The 16662-nt window shown below is 47.9% G+C and carries 16 protein-coding genes; 11 read left to right on the top strand and 5 right to left on the bottom strand.

Features of this window, described 5'->3' with window-relative positions:
• Window positions 1-6: 6 nt before the first annotated feature.
• The 3 genes from ACO08K_RS29095 to ACO08K_RS29105 all read left to right on the top strand — a co-directional run bounded on the left by ACO08K_RS29095 (window position 7) and on the right by ACO08K_RS29105 (window position 3676).
• The gene (locus ACO08K_RS29095) at window positions 7-2307 is read left to right on the top strand and encodes a T9SS type A sorting domain-containing protein (RefSeq protein WP_421800017.1); all 2301 of its coding nucleotides are present in this window, start codon (window positions 7-9) and stop codon (window positions 2305-2307) included.
• Window positions 2308-2446: 139 nt separating this feature from the next.
• Window positions 2447-2875: a DUF4345 domain-containing protein gene (locus ACO08K_RS29100; protein ID WP_421800018.1), complete on the top strand. Its 429-nt coding sequence runs from the start codon at window positions 2447-2449 to the stop codon at window positions 2873-2875.
• A gap of 180 nt (window positions 2876-3055) precedes the next feature.
• A complete protein-coding gene (locus ACO08K_RS29105; protein WP_421800019.1) occupies window positions 3056-3676 on the top strand; it encodes a flavin reductase family protein in 621 nt (206 codons plus the stop codon).
• A 6-nt stretch (window positions 3677-3682) separates the two neighbouring features.
• On the opposite strand, the gene ACO08K_RS29110 is transcribed toward ACO08K_RS29105, so the two are convergent.
• The 3 genes from ACO08K_RS29110 to ACO08K_RS29120 all read right to left on the bottom strand — a co-directional run bounded on the left by ACO08K_RS29110 (window position 3683) and on the right by ACO08K_RS29120 (window position 5911).
• A complete protein-coding gene (locus ACO08K_RS29110; protein ID WP_421800020.1) occupies window positions 3683-4231 on the bottom strand; it encodes a hypothetical protein in 549 nt (182 codons plus the stop codon).
• A gap of 80 nt (window positions 4232-4311) precedes the next feature.
• Window positions 4312-5361 carry a methyltransferase gene (locus ACO08K_RS29115; protein WP_421800021.1) on the bottom strand — a complete coding sequence of 350 codons (1050 nt, stop codon included), beginning with the start codon at window positions 5359-5361 and terminating at the stop codon, window positions 4312-4314.
• 175 nt (window positions 5362-5536) lie between these two features.
• Window positions 5537-5911 (bottom strand): hypothetical protein, encoded by a 375-nt coding sequence (locus ACO08K_RS29120; protein ID WP_421800022.1) that lies wholly within the window; start codon window positions 5909-5911, stop codon window positions 5537-5539.
• 224 nt (window positions 5912-6135) lie between these two features.
• On the opposite strand from ACO08K_RS29120, the gene ACO08K_RS29125 reads away from it, so the two are divergent.
• Window positions 6136-6852 (top strand): SH3 domain-containing protein, encoded by a 717-nt coding sequence (locus tag ACO08K_RS29125; RefSeq protein ID WP_421800023.1) that lies wholly within the window; start codon window positions 6136-6138, stop codon window positions 6850-6852.
• Between the two features lie 65 nt (window positions 6853-6917).
• On the opposite strand, the gene ACO08K_RS29130 is transcribed toward ACO08K_RS29125, so the two are convergent.
• Window positions 6918-8111: an NAD(P)/FAD-dependent oxidoreductase gene (locus ACO08K_RS29130; RefSeq protein WP_421800024.1), complete on the bottom strand. Its 1194-nt coding sequence runs from the start codon at window positions 8109-8111 to the stop codon at window positions 6918-6920.
• Window positions 8112-8239: 128 nt separating this feature from the next.
• On the opposite strand from ACO08K_RS29130, the gene ACO08K_RS29135 reads away from it, so the two are divergent.
• From ACO08K_RS29135 to ACO08K_RS29160, 6 genes are all read left to right on the top strand, one after another.
• Complete coding sequence (locus ACO08K_RS29135) at window positions 8240-8800, top strand: TetR/AcrR family transcriptional regulator (RefSeq protein ID WP_421800025.1); 561 nt, start codon at window positions 8240-8242, stop codon at window positions 8798-8800.
• A gap of 80 nt (window positions 8801-8880) precedes the next feature.
• Window positions 8881-9471, top strand: coding sequence for a hypothetical protein (locus ACO08K_RS29140; RefSeq protein WP_421800026.1), 591 nt, complete (start codon window positions 8881-8883; stop codon window positions 9469-9471).
• A 15-nt stretch (window positions 9472-9486) separates the two neighbouring features.
• Entirely contained in the window at window positions 9487-9957 is a 471-nt protein-coding gene (locus tag ACO08K_RS29145; RefSeq protein ID WP_421800027.1) for a (2Fe-2S)-binding protein, read from the top strand.
• Between the two features lie 4 nt (window positions 9958-9961).
• Window positions 9962-12142 carry a molybdopterin cofactor-binding domain-containing protein gene (locus tag ACO08K_RS29150; RefSeq protein WP_421800028.1) on the top strand — a complete coding sequence of 727 codons (2181 nt, stop codon included), beginning with the start codon at window positions 9962-9964 and terminating at the stop codon, window positions 12140-12142.
• Window positions 12143-12586: 444 nt separating this feature from the next.
• Entirely contained in the window at window positions 12587-13456 is an 870-nt protein-coding gene (locus ACO08K_RS29155) for a tetratricopeptide repeat protein (RefSeq protein WP_421800029.1), read from the top strand.
• 82 nt (window positions 13457-13538) lie between these two features.
• Entirely contained in the window at window positions 13539-14009 is a 471-nt protein-coding gene (locus ACO08K_RS29160; protein WP_421800030.1) for a helix-turn-helix domain-containing protein, read from the top strand.
• A 51-nt stretch (window positions 14010-14060) separates the two neighbouring features.
• Here ACO08K_RS29160 and msrA read toward each other — a convergent pair whose 3' ends face one another.
• Window positions 14061-14732, bottom strand: a complete 672-nt coding sequence (msrA, locus tag ACO08K_RS29165; RefSeq protein WP_421800031.1) for a peptide-methionine (S)-S-oxide reductase MsrA — start codon at window positions 14730-14732, stop codon at window positions 14061-14063.
• A 115-nt stretch (window positions 14733-14847) separates the two neighbouring features.
• Between msrA and ACO08K_RS29170 the strand changes: the two genes are divergently transcribed.
• Window positions 14848-16413, top strand: a complete 1566-nt coding sequence (locus ACO08K_RS29170) for a hypothetical protein (protein WP_421800032.1) — start codon at window positions 14848-14850, stop codon at window positions 16411-16413.
• Window positions 16414-16662 lie beyond the last annotated feature (249 nt).

The raw sequence follows: 16662 nt of genomic DNA on the forward strand, positions 1-16662 counted from the left end.
TAGCTTATGACAAGCCAAAAAATAATTACCCGTAAACTCAGCATTTACCTGTTGATATGCTATGCATTTGTTTGTTCTATTGACCTCAAAGCACAAACTTATTCCTTCAATTGGCAAGAACTGCAACTAAGCTGGCCCGTCCGCTTCGACCCCAACGTTTTGCCCATTTATGCCAATAGCAACCCCTACCTTTATCCCCTGCGTTACACCCTGCTCAAATCCGATAACACCGACTACAAAGGAGGTACCGGAGGACACAATGGCATCGACATTGGTTTGAATTCCTTTCGACCAACCGACAATAACGGGGCAAAAATTTACGCCGCAGCCAAAGGTGTTTTGGTCGCTTACCGCGACGGCATACCCGACCGCACCACTGGCGGAATCGCCTGGGATAAAATCATCCCTGCCGATAAATTGACCGTAACCAACCTGGCCCCCACACATACTGGTTTCAACATCCAAACTACGGTGGATGGCAGTGGCAACGTCATTTATTTACAACACGACAATGGTTTTGTTACCCAATACGCGCACTTGAAACAAGGGCTGGCTGTCCTGGAAAAATACAAATTGGGCGACGTGGTTCCTGAAGGTGCATTGCTCGGTGTGATGGCCAGTTCGGGATCTTCGAGTGGGTCACACCTGCATTTTGGCGTTTATTCTGGGCCTCACTCGACCAAAGCTGGAGTGAACATTCCCAGCAATAACCGCATCTACAAGGGGGTACTGGCAACACCCTGGGGGTATTTTGTTTGCCCCTTTTATGAAGAAACGGTGCAGGGCAAAATCACCAACATGTGGAAAGGGGCGTATCCGGAAGTCTACAAACCCCTCGAAAATGGCAACCTGGAAGTCGTTGATCTGGTGCTGGCTGCCACTCCTTTCAACTCCGTCACGCCTCCTCCCAACGTCGGTGCAGTGCCATTGGGTTATCCACTTTACCTGCTGCCTTACACTGTCGGAGCAAAAGGTTCCTATACCATCCAAATCAAATCGAATACGGAGACCATCAGTTTTGGCACCAGAACGGATACCTTAAAAGCCGGCGTTGTGCTTAATCCGGGCCAAACCATAAGCTCCAAGAATGGCAATTTTTACGCTAGTCTCCAGTCCAATGGCCAATTGGGCGTATGGGATCGGAGCAGCACCAAACCGCGTTGGACCAGCCCCCCTCCAAAGGCGCTTATTCCCAATGCCCAGTACTACCTGCGTTTGAATACAACCGGTTCCTTGTGTGTGTACGTAAAACGCCCGGTACAGGATTCAGTGATTTGGTGCAGCGACCTGACCCAGGGAACGGGGAATTTTTATGCTTTACTGCAAACTGATGGCAATTTTTGTGTGTACAAAAATCTAAATGAATACCGCTGGTGCTCCTTTACGAATTCCAACGACCGGGATTTGACCTCCAATGTCACCCAATTAAAAACGCTTCCAGCAGGTGAATACACCTTGAGTGTTTTTCGGCAGGTGCCTGGTGATCCTGCACCAGTGCTGCGCGCCCAATCGACCTTCAGTATTTTTCAAGGCTCGAAGCTGGAAAAATTGACCTTGCAAGCTAGTTCGGACAACGTGGTAGCGGGGCAATTGACCGCAGGAGATTTTTACAGCGCTTCGAATACAGTGGATAAACAGACTCAATTCACCGTTTATTTACCAAAACCTGCTCCTCCACGGCCCTTGCCGCAATTTGCGATCCTCTCAGTCCCCATCACTGGGATCACCGGACTCAACCCTTTTGAAGGGCAATGGGGCGCCAGCATGCAACTAAAAGCCAGTGTCAATGGTAAGTCGATTGCGGCTTTTAGCCCGGTTACCACAGTCAATGGTGTGGCCAAAGCGGTCATTTTTAACCCGACCGAACTATTCAACCCAGGAACTTACGGCCTCGCTGCCTGGCCCGCCAATGGCTTGCCGATTACCATTTCCTTTGAGGTGCCCCACAATTTCAACAAACAAAGCGACTACCTGAGTTTTGGGGCGGTCACCTTCGAGTATTATTATCAAACGACCACAACTGGGCTGCACGACCTGGAACCGCAATTGATTCAGGATGTCCAGCTTTTTCCCAATCCGGCGGCTGAAACGGTACAAGTTGCCTTTTCTCTCGCAGAGTCTGCGGATGTTCAGATACAGATTTATGACCTATTGGGGCGCTTGCAAGGACAGGGATTGAAACAGAAGATGTCGGCGGGCAAACAACAAATTCAGCTGAATGTAAAGCAGTTGCCGGTGGGGATTTACTCGGTGGAAGTGCGAGCTGGGGGAAAAAAGATGGCGCAAAAACTGGTGCTGGAGCGGTAAGTTTATCGCTAATTTTGAATTCTGAACAATTCTTTATCTCACATACAAATCTTGGTATTTACCAATCTTTAGCTGCTTGAACGCTCGCAACTTTGTCCCAACAAGAAATCATTCGACTACACACTTAAAACTTTGTGAGATGTTCAAAAAAGAAACAGTGCTGCGCATTGCAACCTTCGTGGTAATTGCCTTCAACGCATTAGGCGTACTGATGGTGAGTTTGCAAGCTTTTGTATCCCCTCAATCAGTTATGGATTTGGTTGGCGTTCAATTGAACAACACCGATGCCTTTAGCTCCATTCGGGGCGTGTATGGTGGCATTGGACTGCTGATTTTTATCCAATTGATCTACCTGGCTTTTAAAAACGCCAAACAGGGACTGGCGTTGGTCGCCTTATTTGGGGGGCTGTATGCCATTTCCAGAATCATGACCATTTTTATGGAAGGACAGTTGGGCGATTTTGGTCAAAAATGGCTGGTTATTGAATCCAGTTTATGTGTACTAGCCCTGTTGTTGCTATTTTTCCATGCTCGGGTACCGAAAAAAACAGCCTTAGAGCATGCCTAAAACCCATCTTCAAACACCTTAACCCATTGCGAACAGGTTGGTTGATGCATTCAACTGACCTGTTTTTTTGTTCAATTAAAAGCTAGAACGCTCCTCCTTCCCGCCTAAACAAATACCCAATTTCATTGTTCCAATCTCCGTTTTTAAACAAGCTTCGCTTAAAACTTAAGATAACCTATTATGATCCTTTCACTACCAGACATCGAAAAACTTCCCCGGATTCCTCGTTTGACCTTGATCAATGCGATTACAGGCTTTAAAAGTGGCAATCTAGTAGGCAGTGTAGGCCCGGATGGAGTGCCCAACCTAGCCATCTTTTCCTCTGCCGTACACATTGGTTCTGCGCCACCTTTGATTGGTATCGTAACCCGCCCGGTAGACGGAGATTTAAAAACAACCCGGCACACCTATCAAAATATTCAGCATTCCCATTTTTTCACCCTCAACCATGTGCAGGAAAACATCGTCCAGGCGGCTCACCAAACTTCAGCCAGTTACCCCGATGGAGTTTCTGAATTCAACGCAGTGGGGCTCACACCCGAGTGGCGCGAAGGCATTGCAGCTCCTTTTGTAGCTGAGTCCAGCATCAAAATGGGCCTGGAATACGTGGAAGAATACTACATCAAGGCCAACAATACCATTTTAATCATTGGCAAGGTGTTGGAGTTGATTTTGCCGGATGATTGTATGGATGAAAAAGGTAACCTTGACCTGCAAGGGGCAGGCACAGTGGCGGTAAGTGGTTTGGATACTTACTATCGTACCGAACAGGTTGCGCGCTTACCTTATGCACGAGTTTAGTCACCCTTAAAAATGAAAACCCAGTTTCAGCGAAGCTTCAGGGTTAAACAGGGGCAAGGTGAATAGTTGTTGGTCGACAGGAACATCGCGGTCGCCAGCAATCCGCATGCTCAAACCCGCCCAGGGCGAGAGGTAAAACTGCTTCCCCACTTTCAGGTTGTAGCCCAAACTGCCATTCAAAAGAAAGTTGTTAAAATGGGCGGTTTGAATCCGGGCATCGGTTTGGATGCGGCTTTGCCAATACACTGGCCCGGCGCCAATCCACCAACCCCGCCAACCGGGTTTCAAAAAAACGTCAACTACCGCTGCATAGGCCGCGACGTGGTGTTTGGTAAAACCCTCAGGCGTGCTCCAATCGGGCTTATTGACGTTGGCAGTCAAAACCCGGCAACGCCAATGACCTTGACCAGCCCAGCCAGCGATAAAATACCCGCCCGTAAGGTAAGGGAGTGCGTCCAGTTCCAACCCGACATTGAATGTGGATTCTTCAGCTTGTTGGCCTCGACAAAGGCCAACGCAAGCCAGCAACAACAAACTTAGTATGGCATTTTTCATGCTGCAAAAAACGATAAGCCAATTGTTGATGCACTGATTTTTGGCTTGAAGAACCCCTATTTTTTGTCATACCGTTTTGCTTACTTTTTTCCCGAAATCGCCTTAAAGCCTGGCAGGATAAGAAAATCGATTATTCTAATACCCGCAAAGCCCGCCTGCTGCATCCAGGCCTCAACTTCGGATTGACTCCAAAGCCCCGCGGTACTGCTTAACAGAAAAAACAAATCGCCCAATGCGCCCAACATATCCCCATTTTTTTTGATGGTGTCCTGCCGCATAAACTCCAATATGGTAAAAGTGCCCCCAGGTTTGAGGGCAGCATGGGCTTTTTGTGTCACCAACAGATTTTCTTCGGGCGTAAAATGATGCGCTACATTGACCATGAGAATGTAATCGTACTGTGCTGCTCCGATGTCGTCGGTCAAAATATTGCCAGGGCGGTAGGTAATGCGTTCACCCATGCCGTACTTGGCTAAAATCGGGCGAGCCTTTTCGACTGCTGCAGGTAAATCAAGAATGGTAGCGTGTAAGTTTGGGGCTTTTTTGCACATACCCACACTATACAAACCATGCGAGCCGCCAATGTCCAATAGTTGGGTGGCTTGGGCAGCAATGGGCAATTTTTTCATGGCTTCTTTTGCTAAACCTATGGCAGCAGATTCCATAGCATTCTGGTACAAATACCACTCATCGCTGTTAAACGTATCGTGGTATTGTAAGCCCTTGCCAGTGCGCAGGAATTCCGGAAAATAGCTCATCCAGGCCATACAGACCCGGTTATCGAACAACATCATCCAGTAGACACTGTCTGGGCTGTCTTTGAGTAAGTATTTTTTAGCCTCTGAAGTCAGGCTAAATTGACCATTTTGTTCATCCATCTGTCCCATTGAAGCTAGTACCCCAAGCGTTCCTTTGAGGGCTTTTTCATTCAATCCACCGCAAGCCTGGGCAATTTCGGCAATGTTTTTTTTGTCCTGACCAATGGTTTCGAAGATGCCAACATCTACGGCTTCCAATAAAAATTTACTCATCATGAACCCGAAATGGCCGTACAACAAAGGCATGGGCAGCAGTTTGGCCTGGATGGCTATCCATTCGAGTGGATTCTGGGAGATGGCTCCAATTTTCATAGTATTGGGTGTTTTAGTTGTAACCAAGTTTTAGCATGGGGATCTACGAAAACAAGAGCAACCTGATGTTGAACAATAGTAAATAGCATAAACTTAATAGTTGGCAAAAAATAAACAGGCCAGCTGAATTCATCCGCTGGCCTGCCTATTTTCAATGTTAATCTTTGGTCGGCGCTCAAGCTTTTTTCAGCACCATTACTCCTTCAGGTCCGCCGCGGCCCTCACAAGCATCACTTACTCTGGTCATGGTCATGGTATCGCCTTCCACTTTGAGTGTGTACACGCCAACGCCCGTGCATTCGGTGCCCTCAGTTTCCTGAATGGTCATTTTTGCCCCATCCATAGTGTATTTTCCTTTGGTTTCGATGCTGCCATCAGCACCAACATCCAGGGTAAAAGTTCCCTCAGCAGAAATGTCTACTTTCAGGGTAATCATGTTGCCACTTCCATCGGGAACGGGCAATTTCCAGGAGCCCACCGGGCTTTGTGCCATCAGGCTTAAAGGCGAAAGCAAGAGTGCAAGAGTCAAAAAACGCAAGAATGGATTCATAGGTGTGTTTTTAGGTGATGTAAAACAAATGGCCCACAGAATTGTGGCTATTGAAGCTTCAAAGTACGCTAAAAATTATTCAAAGTCAAGCATTTAGGCAATTAGCCATTTTGAACCTCCTTAGCTATACTACTTTATAAAAAGCTTGTATTTTTACACGCTTGCTTTCCCCCAAAGCATCCACATCCAAAATGCTATTGCCAACCTTTAAGCTTGTGTAACACATGAAAAACAATGCTCTTTTTTTGCTCTTGACACTGATCTTACTGCCGTCTTTAGCCTTTTCTATCGGCACTTATGCTGCGGGAGACAAATTAACCGTACACGCGGCCAGTGGGCTCATTCTGCGTGAAACGGCCGCACCAACGGGCACTAAAATTATGACTGTAGAGTATGGCGCCTTAATAACTGTTCAAGCCGAAGGCCTCAAAAAAACAGCTCACTCAGTGACCGTATTTCCTGGATTCACCATTAAGGGGTTTTGGGTAAAAGTAAAAACTGCTAATGGCAAAATCGGGTTCGTATTTGATGGCTACCTGTCCAAGTACAAAACCCCAGGCAGCTTGCCCAATGACGACGATTCTGACGTGGGCACCATTCAGGAACGCTACCTGAAAATGCACTCCCCGCGCAAGGCTAAGGTTGATCTGCCCAAAGGGGAATCTCGTTATGACCATTATAAAGTGACTTATACCAACGGCGCAGAAGTAGAAGCGGACATGGGCGAAGGAGGCTCGGCTTACACCATTCGCTTTAACCCCGGAATGACCATTGAAGAAGCTTACTTGATTGGCAAAGCCTTGTGGATGGAAGATGCTGAAAACATCAAATCCAGCATCAATAAGGGCGTGATTTCACTGCTGAGTGGAGACGAATTGTGGGCGATGGAAGTGTCGGTCAAAAACGGCATTGTGCATTTGGTGATGCAGCACGCGGATTAAAAAAATAGACTGGATCAGTGTTGTTGAGCATTGATCCAGTGTTGTTTAGTTAACGAAGCTAGCCTTTACATTAACTTTTTAGCCAAACGTTTAAAAAATGGATTGGCCATCAAATAGGCACTCCAATCCAATAACTTTGGTACAAAATGAAAACTGCGCAGCAAAATGGTGCTGGTTTTTAATTCCTTTCCAACGATTTTGAATAAATTTTTTTCATAGCTTTTTAAAAAATCAGCGCTAAAGTCCTGCTTTTTAAAGGCCACCACAATCGTTTCCGCGGCCACTTTTCCACTCACAATGGCATTGCTGATGCCCTCTCCAGAGGCAGGATCAATCAGCGATGCCGCGTCCCCGATCAACAAAAAATGATCGCCCGACATGGACACCCGCCGCGAACCCAAAGCCAGCCCAAAACCCTCCAACTTTCCAACCTGTGTGCTTTCGCCAAAACGTGCTCTGAGCTCAGGAGAAGCCTGAATGAAGGCATAAACAGCCTCTTTTAAATTGACTTTTTGTCGCGCAATGCTGCGCGTCAACATCCCAAAACCCACATTGGCCGTATCTTCAGACAAGGGAAAAACCCAAAAATAGCCAGGCATAAACTCGGGCAAAACAAACACTTCGGTGCGGTTCAAATGCAAACCCTTGACCCCACTAAAATAGGCGCGCACGGCCCCAGCGTGGTGGTTTTGATCCAGGCGGGTGGTGCTTAGTTTTTTGCTGACCATGGATTGGGTGCCGTCGCTGCCAACCAGAAACTGGGTACTGAAATAACGCCGTTGGCTGGAATTACCGACCAGGAACCTTCCAGGAGTTGTATCGTCCTGAACAATCTCATCTACCTGAAATCCTTCTAAAATCTGCACATTGGGAGCGTATTGCCGCACTCCTTGCAAGAGCGCATCATCAAAATCAACCCTCCGACAACAGTAGGCCTCATTGACCCAATGGATGTCGACGGGCTTGTGGGCGTTGATGTGCAGGCGAGTCTGTTTGATCTCGGTTTTTTGAGGGAAGGAACGAAATTGTTCCACCAGTTCCGGGCAACAGCGGAACAAGGTCTTGATGGAGCGGCCGGTGATCGCGTCGCCGCAGGTTTTGGAGCGGGGAAAGGTCGCTTTGTCAATCAAGAGTACTCTCAAATTGGAATGGCGCAGTTGTAAAGCACAGGTAGCTCCGGCAGGGCCGGCCCCGATTATGACGAGGTCGAAGTGGGATGAGTTTGGGTAAAGGGGGGCTTTAACTCGTTCTTTGGTCATTTGCTGCTGTGCTTTTCACGAAATGTATGGTTTTTTGCTTTATCGAAGCTTCCAGGCAAAAAATTGCATAATTTTTTTCAATCTAATTGGATTATTTTATCTTTGTAGAGTGATTAGTCAATCTACAAATGGATAAGGTTACGGAAATACTTGCAGCAGCGCTCAAGCTCTTTGTTGAATATGGATTTCATGGTACACCGACCAGTAAAATTGCTCAAGAGGCCGGAGTGGCCAATGGCACCTTGTTCCATTATTTCAAGACCAAGGAAGACCTGATAATTGCCCTGTACATCGATATCAAGACCCGCTTGGCACAGCATTTAATTGAAAATGTGTTGCCAGAAACTGCACTTAAAGCTAGAATCAAGAATCGCTATTTGCAAGTAATGTATTGGGCGCTGGAGCATAGTACAGAATTCAGGTTTATCCAACAGTTTCACACTTCGCCTTTTCTTTCACGTTTGTCCATGGAAGAAATGTACCGACAGATGAAACCAGATCTCGACCTGATTGAAGAAGGGATTGCCACTAAAATCATTCAGCCAAGGCCAATTGATTTTATCTTCAGCCTGTTTTCTAACCACATTTATGGTTTCAATCAATATTTGAGCAGTGCCAATATCCCTGCTGCTGAGCAAAAAAAACTCATTGATGATACTTTTGAAATGTTGTGGGGGATGATCACCTGAGTTTTTTTGTTCTTCAATTAGAGTGATCAGTCACTCCATTTAATCAACTAAATCTTCCTTAACCCATTAAATGATCAACCATGTCTACAAAACTCTTGGCCAGTGCCCTGCTGATCAGCAGCCTTTGGGTATTGGGCTCCAACTCCCTCATTGCTGAACAACAAGCCGTGCCAAGGGGAGTTTCAGTCGGGGACAAGGAAAAGTCGCTGGCTGCCTTCCAAAGCATCCTCAAAGTGCTAAAAAGTCCACGTTGCATGAATTGCCATCCCTCTGGAGACGTCCCACGTCAGGGCGACGATCAACACCTCCATCGTATGGGCGTCAGCCGGGGGAAAGCCGACCACGGTGGTCTGGTTAAAAAATGTGAAACCTGTCATCATCAGGAGAACAACCTTTATGCCAACGTTCCTGGGGCGCCGCATTGGGGCCTGGCGCCCCGTTCGATGGGTTGGCAGGGTTTAAGCGATTTGGAACTGGGTAAAGCTCTGGTGGATAAAAATAAAAACGGAGGACGTAGTCCGCAAGACCTTGTCAAACACATGGGGCAGGATTCCCTAGTGCTTTGGGCATGGAATCCTGGGCCCGGTCGGACTCCTCCACCTGTTGCCCTCCCTGAATTTCGGGCCGCCCTTAACGAATGGTTGACCAACGGCGCACATATTCCTCAATGATTCAAAATTATAGTCATGAAAATAGATTTCAGCATCAATAAAAAACCCGTCAGCGTAGATGTTGACCCCGAAATGCCCTTACTCTGGGTCGTCCGGGATGAGTTGCACCTCAAAGCCACCAAATTCGGCTGTGGCCGAGCCATGTGCGGTGCCTGTACCTTGCATGTCGATGGGGAGGTGTACCGTTCTTGCGCGCTGCCCGTGCAGTATGCCGCAGGTAAGGAGGTGACAACTCTGGAGGGATTGTCTACCGAGACCAAAATTCACCCCATTCAGCAAGCCTGGATTGAAGAAGAAGTTCCCCAGTGTGGATATTGCCAGCCCGGCTTTATGATGGCCGCGGCTAAACTCATTCAGGAGATTCCCAATCCCAGCGACGAAGACATCAAAAGCAATATCAGCAACATTTGTCGCTGCGGTACCCATCCCCGCATCATCAAAGCCATCAAAAGAGCAGCAGCCATTCAACAAGCTTCCAAAATCTGACACCATGAGCACTAAAGCCAATTCCAATAAAAGACCTTTTTCTCGGCGCAAATTCCTACGCCGTACTGCCGTTGTACTCGGCGGCTCAATTGTAGCGGGTTACCTGGGCTGCTCGCCTACCCGGCGTTATTTGGCTCAAACGGTAGAAGGTATGGACTTTCCAGCCGTCATCTCCTCTATGAAGCCCGATTTTTGGTTTCAGGTTTTGAGTGACAATTCCATTTTGTTCAAATCACCGAAAATAGAAATGGGGCAAAATGTGATTACTGGTTTGGCGATGCTAGCCGCCGAAGAGCTGGAAATCCCCTTGGAACGCATCAAAGTGGAACATGCCAGCACCGGCAGTGGGATTGTTGATTCCCTGGGCACTGGTGGTAGCAATTCTACGCTGGCCTTGTACATACCAGTGCGGGAAGTAGCCGCCACCATGCGCGAAATGCTCAAAACTGCCGCTGCTGAGCAATGGGGAGTACCATTGAGTAGTGTCGCCGCAAAAGATGGGGTATTGAGTAGTGGGAACAAAAGCATGACCTATGCCGAAATTGCGGAAAGTACCACAGAATGGAAAACCCCAAAAACTCCTGCACTGAAACCTTCATCTGCGTTCAAATACGTCGGCAAAACCGTAAAAAGGCTTGACTTACAGGAAAAAGTTATGGGCACGGCCTTATACACCATCGACCATGAGCGCAATGGTCTGCTACACGCCGTTACCCTCGAATGCCCTTATTTGAATGGCAAGATCAAAAGTATTGATACGACCGAAGCGGCCAAAATGCCAGACGTAGTGAAGGTAATCCAGGAAGACGATTTGCTTGCTGTGGTCGCCACCAACCGTTATGCCGCCGAAATGGCCGTGCGCAAGATCAAAGTGGAATGGGACATCCCCAAAGCCTGGCAGCAAAAAGAAATCATCGGCCTAGTCACGGTTGGCAAAGGCAAACCGGTCAATGTCCAGGATAAAGGCAGTGCCCGATCTATCCTGTCAAACAGCAAAGCCAAGATTTTTGAACAGGCCTACCGAACCCCCATGGCGGCGCATGCCCAAATGGAAACCTACGGAACCCTTGCCCATATTGAAAATGACGAGGCAAGCATCGTTATTGGCACCCAAGCTCCAGGGATGATCCAAGGGGAACTCGCTAGCGCAATGGGGATGAAGAAGAACAAAGTGGATGTACAAGCGCCTTACCTTGGCGGCGGTTTTGGCCGAAAAATGGGCCGCAACAACGCCACCCAAGCCGCCAGGATCAGCAAAATTGTAGGTGCCCCCATCAAACTGATTCCTACCCGTGAACAGGAGTTCCAAAATTCGGTATACCGCCCCAATACCCATCACGTATTGAAAGCCGTATTTGACGAGCAAGGGGAACTTGAGGCTATCTCTCACGACCAGGCTACACCGGACATGGTCATGAAAAACCTGGGTGGTAATTTTGCCCTTTCTATGGTTGGTGCAGATTGGCTTTCAGCAGGTCATGGTGCGAGCATTATGTACCCCGTCAAAAACCGCTCCGCTTCCGTTTGGAATGTGGAAGTCCCCTACCTTTCCGGCATTTGGCGCTCGGTGGGCATTTTTGCCAACACCTTTGCCATCGAGTCGTTTGTGAACGAATTGGCCCACCATACCAAGCAAGACCCAATCGAAATGCGGCTCAAACTGCTCAAAGGTGGCGATGAACTCAACCAACGGATGAGTAAGGTGCTGGAAGTACTGAAAGATAAAGCTGATTGGAGCGCTGAACGTAAGCCTGGGGTTGGCCGAAGCGTCGCCATTTGTAATGACCGCAAAACCATCGCCGCCGCTGCCATCGAGGTGTCGATTGTGGATGGGGCCGTCAAAGTACTAAAAGTGACCGAAGTGGTAGATTGTGGCATCGCCATCAACCCTGGCGGTATTCACCAACAGGTAGAAGGCGCGATCATGATGGGCATCAGCGCAGCTTTGTACGAAGAAATCACCATCGCGGATGGCAAAATCTCGGCGAGCAATTACCACGAATATCCTCTGGCAACTTTGAATGATGTTCCTGAAATTCAGGTCGTGATTCTGGAAAATGCCCCCGAGCCTTTTGGCATTGGGGAGCCGCCCCTAGGGCCGGTTGCGCCAGCCATTGCCGGGGCTTTATTGGATTTGACGGGAAAGGCGTTGCGGTCTTTACCGTTAAGATTAAGCGAGGGGTAAATTGCAGGTTTTTGAAGTGTTGAGCACAACAATATCACTTTCCAGCAATGCTTTTTTCTGGATTTTTGTAAAAATAATGGTACGGATTACCCATTAAACCGCTGGTTCAAACTTAGGTGTATTGAACCAGCGGCTTCATCTCAAAGTTTTATAAACACCCCTTATTTAAAACGAATCCCAATTTTCGCGGTATTCTCCCAGTCAATCAGCAGGTTTCCATTTACTGTACATTCAAGTTGAAATAGTGTAGTTGTAAAGCACAGATAGGCCCGATGATGAGGACCGCTCTTTTGGATTAACAATCCGTTAGGAAAAACTGCAATATCTTCCAAGACTCTCCGGATTCTGTGCATGAATATTTGTATCGATCAATTATTCATTCACCCTGGTATTTGGGTTGCAAACTCACTGCACCCGGGCACCGCCATTTTCAATCCGACAAATATGAAAACCATTTTTTTGCACACTCTTTTTTGCCTGCTTGCCACTACTACTTTTGCCCAAAGCACTCCTGAATCAAAATTATTAGGCGTGGTTGACTTAAATGGGCTACAGCAGGCACCTTATGCCAGCTGGTACAATCCCGCATACCAAAATTACACGCCCAATCCAGGTATTGCGGCCCAACTCAAACAGCAAAACACGGCTTCCATCAACATCAAAATCGTTTTTGGTACCTGGTGTGGCGATAGTAGAAGAGAATTGCCCAGAATGATGAAAGTACTGGATCAGCTCGCTTTGCCAGCTGCAAAAATCACCCTCATTGCCGTCGACAATGCCGATAGCACCTACAAACAAAGTCCGGGCCGCGAAGACCGGGGCTTGTTTGCTTTCAGAGTGCCCACCTTGATCGTTTACGAAAATGGGGTGGAACTCAACCGCATCAATGAATCCCCCGTGGAGAGCCTGGAACGAGACCTGCTCAAAATCCTGCGCAAAGAAGCCTACACGCCCAATTACCAGAGTTATTCCTACCTCAACAAATGGCTCAAAGCAGGTTTGTTGACTGATGAAAACGTCAGCTACCTGGGCCTGGCCAATCAAATCCGGCACAACATTTCGGGCGAAAGTGAACTCAACGCAGCAGCTTATTATTTGCTGAACAGTGGCCATGAAAAAGCAGCCCTCAGCGTTTTTCGAATCAACGTAGCCTTACACCCCAATTCGGCCAATGTTTACGACAGCTTGGGCGATGGCTATTTAAAAAATGGCAACAAGGAACGTGCCCTCGCTTTTTTTGAACAAGCCCTCAAATTGGACCCCAATGTGGAAGAAACCCGCAACAAGTACAAAAAATTGTTAATGATTCAATAAGGAAGTTAAGTGCCTGTTAAGCACTGCTTTTGTGGATTGTTGCACGATATGGATGTGCTAAATTAGCTCAAAATCAGCACTTATGGCCCAACATTCAGGCTTTGTATCAACTCCTCGAAGTCGCTTGCTGGTAGGTAAGCCCAAGCAGCAAGCGGCTTTTTATTCTCACCATGCCAAGCCACTCAAACCTAAGCATAGCTCTACAAACGAAGCCTCCCAAGAGGTCATTTTTGAACAAATCAAAATTTACCTCAGCCAGCATGTAAAAGACAAAATCTGTCTGGATGAGTTGTGCAAACGTTTCAATTGTGACAAGTTCAATCTCCTGCGCCAGTTCAAACAATATACTGGACTATCTCCGATCAATTACCTGATTACCCTGCGCATCCAAAGCGCCAAAGAACTGATGATCAGCACCAATTTACCTTTGGTACAAATCGCCCTGGAAAGTGGCTTTTATGACCAAAGTCATTTCAGCAATTGTTTTTTAAAATTAGTGGGGCTGACGCCCGGGGAGTATCGAAGGCGAGTTGCACAGCATTTGGATAGGTGAAATTTCAGGCATGCTCCAAGGCGCAAGGTGCTCATCTCACCCATAAAGCAATCAATGCTGCACTTTCCCTGGTTTGAGGAGGTCGCTCAGCTGAGCCTGCGCGCGCATCAGCCTTGGAATGGACTCGTGCTGCACATAGGAGCTTTCAGGATGGTGTTGCACATAATCCTGGTGGTAGTCTTCCGCCACCCAAAATTTGGTGAATGCAGCAACCTCCACCGAAATGGGCCGCTTGTACTTTTTAGAGGCGTTGAGCGTAGCGATATACTCTTCCACCATGGCTTTTTCTACCGGATTTTTGTAAAAAATGATGGAGCGGTATTGCGATCCAAGGTCTGGCCCCTGGCCATTCACCTGGGTCAGATCTCCCGAGGCAAAATACACCCGCAATAGGGTTTTGTAATCGATCACCGTGCTATCGTAATACACTTCTACCGATTCTGCGTGGCCGGTTGTACCGGTATTGGATTGCTCATAGGTCGGATTTTGGGTGGTGCCGCCTGCATAACCAGAAATGACTTCGGCCACCCCATTGATACTTTCGAATACCGCCTCTTCACACCAAAAACAGCCTGCTGCAAAAACGGCGGTATGGTATTTGGCCAATTCAGCGGAGGGGACTTTGGTAGTGGAACGTACCGTCGTTGGATAACCTTGTTTCTGTCCGCAGGAACTGAGGGCCAAAAAAATGGGGAAGCTCAGTAAAATATGGATCGGTTTCATTGATTTTTGCTTTGTCTGAAAGTTGATTTGTGGTTTAAGGGTAACAGGGAAGGGGTTGAAATGGTTTAAGGTTGTTTATCTTGGCTGGTAGAAAAATTGCTACAAACCTAAAAGCATGAATAAGGCCTGTTTGCTCCTTTTACTGATGTGTACATTGGGGATTTCCCTGGACTGTTTTGCTCAAAACAGCTACAATCGCACTACTCAGCCTCCCATTGCTCAGCCAGATTTGCTCATCCAATCTTCCCAGCAGGAATTGCTTGAGGCTTTCAATTGGGCCAAAGAGAAGGCCAGGTTTTATGTGCAAACCGGAAAAACGGGCCCCCTGGATGCCTGGGAACGGGGCGCAGGATCAGGAGATGTTTCCTATCTACCCACTTATTGGGCGGGTTACCCTAAAAGGTCGGCGTTTTATTCCCGCGATTTTTGTCACCAACTTATCGGCGCCCATCTGCTGGGGCTACAGGAGGAAAATTTTACGATGCTGAAAGCTTTTGCAGCTTCGGCTGACGAGGGCAAAAAATGGTTCCCATTGTGGGCCATCAACTTTAATGGCGCACCATTCCTGCTGGATTACCGGGGCAATGACAACTTTGTACGGGAGGTACCAGCAACGTTTGAACTGGTCGAAAAAGCGTATGAATTGTATCTATGGACTGGCGACGAGCGCTACCTCAAAGATGAAGTAATTTGGCGGTACTGCTCCAAAGTGGTGACCGACTTTATTGTGCTGCACGATCAACAATTGCCCAATGGTATTGCCGAGGGTACCGGCAAGGGCATTTTTCAGGGCGCCGCCTCCTACAACGAAGCCCAGGATGCTCCTTTGATCGAATCGGGCGACGGAATCGCTTGCCAATTCAAAGCTTTTGAGGCTTATGCTAAAATGGCGGCCCTGCGGGGCGAAGCCAAATTGGCCAAACTATTTGCAAAAAAAGCCACAGACCTGAAAACTTTTTTTAACCAAAACTGGGGCACCAAAAACACCAACACCTACAACCGGGGCTACACCGCAGATGGGAAAGCAGTGGCTGGATGGGGCAAAGAGAACTCCTGGTTCATGCCCATGAAAGGCTTGACCGAGGGCAATGTACCGCGCACCCAACTGTACCTCGATTTCATCAACCAACGACTGGAATCCAAGGACGATATTCCCGACAACATTGAAGCCATCAGCTACATTCCCGAAACCTTTTTCCTGCACCAACAGAATGAAACCGCCTGGAAATGGATGAAGCACATCATCACCCGCTTAAACCAGCAACACAGCTACCAATCGGCAACGGGCCGGAATGGGGATTATCCTGAAGTATCGTACGTCCTGATTCGCAACACGGTGGTCGACTTGTTGGGGATCACACCACAGGCTAGCGCTCATGCCCTGAGCACCTTGTCGCACCTGCCAGCGGAAATCGACTACCTTGGCCTGGAAAACATCCGCATCGGCCAGTCGCTGGTAGCACTCAAACAGGAAGCAAACCACACTTCTACCCTCCGCTTGCAAGCAGGAGATGCCCCGCTGAACTGGCAAGCTGGTTTCCCGGGGGTACACCAACAGGCTTGGGTGAATGGGGTGAAAAAGGCTTGTCGACAAGGCAAAGACCAGTCGGGACGAGTTTATTCGTATTGTAAACTGAGGGTGAAGCCGGGCGATGTGGTAAGGGTGACGTTGAAGGGGTGAGGGGGGCGATTGTGCAGACGTCTGCACAATTCCAAGTTTTGCCCCCACGATTCCTAATCCTAACGTGAGTTTTGAATTAATGAAACTGAAAATCAATTTAATAAATCCCAGACGAGGTATTTTGCTGCCTGGAGGGCAGCCATCTTGGTAGATTCAATGTAATCGGGATATTGTTGCGGCTGCCCGGTGGGCAACTATCTTTGAAAAAATCATGCAGATAGCTGCCCGCCGGGCAGCCAGGAATCATAA

The sequence above is a fragment of the Haliscomenobacter sp. genome (genome assembly GCF_965225875.1).
Classification (GTDB): domain Bacteria; phylum Bacteroidota; class Bacteroidia; order Chitinophagales; family Saprospiraceae; genus Haliscomenobacter.

Bases quoted from the DNA above. Each gene is read 5' to 3' on its own strand.
- ACO08K_RS29095 (WP_421800017.1), top strand. From the start codon at position 7: ATGACAAGCCAAAAAATAATTACCCGTAAACTCAGCATTTACCTGTTG.
- ACO08K_RS29100 (WP_421800018.1), top strand. From the start codon at position 2,447: ATGTTCAAAAAAGAAACAGTGCTGCGCATTGCAACCTTCGTGGTAATT.
- ACO08K_RS29105 (WP_421800019.1), top strand. From the start codon at position 3,056: ATGATCCTTTCACTACCAGACATCGAAAAACTTCCCCGGATTCCTCGT.
- ACO08K_RS29110 (WP_421800020.1), bottom strand. From the start codon at position 4,231: ATGAAAAATGCCATACTAAGTTTGTTGTTGCTGGCTTGCGTTGGCCTT.
- ACO08K_RS29115 (WP_421800021.1), bottom strand. From the start codon at position 5,361: ATGAAAATTGGAGCCATCTCCCAGAATCCACTCGAATGGATAGCCATC.
- ACO08K_RS29120 (WP_421800022.1), bottom strand. From the start codon at position 5,911: ATGAATCCATTCTTGCGTTTTTTGACTCTTGCACTCTTGCTTTCGCCT.
- ACO08K_RS29125 (WP_421800023.1), top strand. From the start codon at position 6,136: ATGAAAAACAATGCTCTTTTTTTGCTCTTGACACTGATCTTACTGCCG.
- ACO08K_RS29130 (WP_421800024.1), bottom strand. From the start codon at position 8,111: ATGACCAAAGAACGAGTTAAAGCCCCCCTTTACCCAAACTCATCCCAC.
- ACO08K_RS29135 (WP_421800025.1), top strand. From the start codon at position 8,240: ATGGATAAGGTTACGGAAATACTTGCAGCAGCGCTCAAGCTCTTTGTT.
- ACO08K_RS29140 (WP_421800026.1), top strand. From the start codon at position 8,881: ATGTCTACAAAACTCTTGGCCAGTGCCCTGCTGATCAGCAGCCTTTGG.
- ACO08K_RS29145 (WP_421800027.1), top strand. From the start codon at position 9,487: ATGAAAATAGATTTCAGCATCAATAAAAAACCCGTCAGCGTAGATGTT.
- ACO08K_RS29150 (WP_421800028.1), top strand. From the start codon at position 9,962: ATGAGCACTAAAGCCAATTCCAATAAAAGACCTTTTTCTCGGCGCAAA.
- ACO08K_RS29155 (WP_421800029.1), top strand. From the start codon at position 12,587: ATGAAAACCATTTTTTTGCACACTCTTTTTTGCCTGCTTGCCACTACT.
- ACO08K_RS29160 (WP_421800030.1), top strand. From the start codon at position 13,539: ATGGCCCAACATTCAGGCTTTGTATCAACTCCTCGAAGTCGCTTGCTG.
- msrA (WP_421800031.1), bottom strand. From the start codon at position 14,732: ATGAAACCGATCCATATTTTACTGAGCTTCCCCATTTTTTTGGCCCTC.
- ACO08K_RS29170 (WP_421800032.1), top strand. From the start codon at position 14,848: ATGAATAAGGCCTGTTTGCTCCTTTTACTGATGTGTACATTGGGGATT.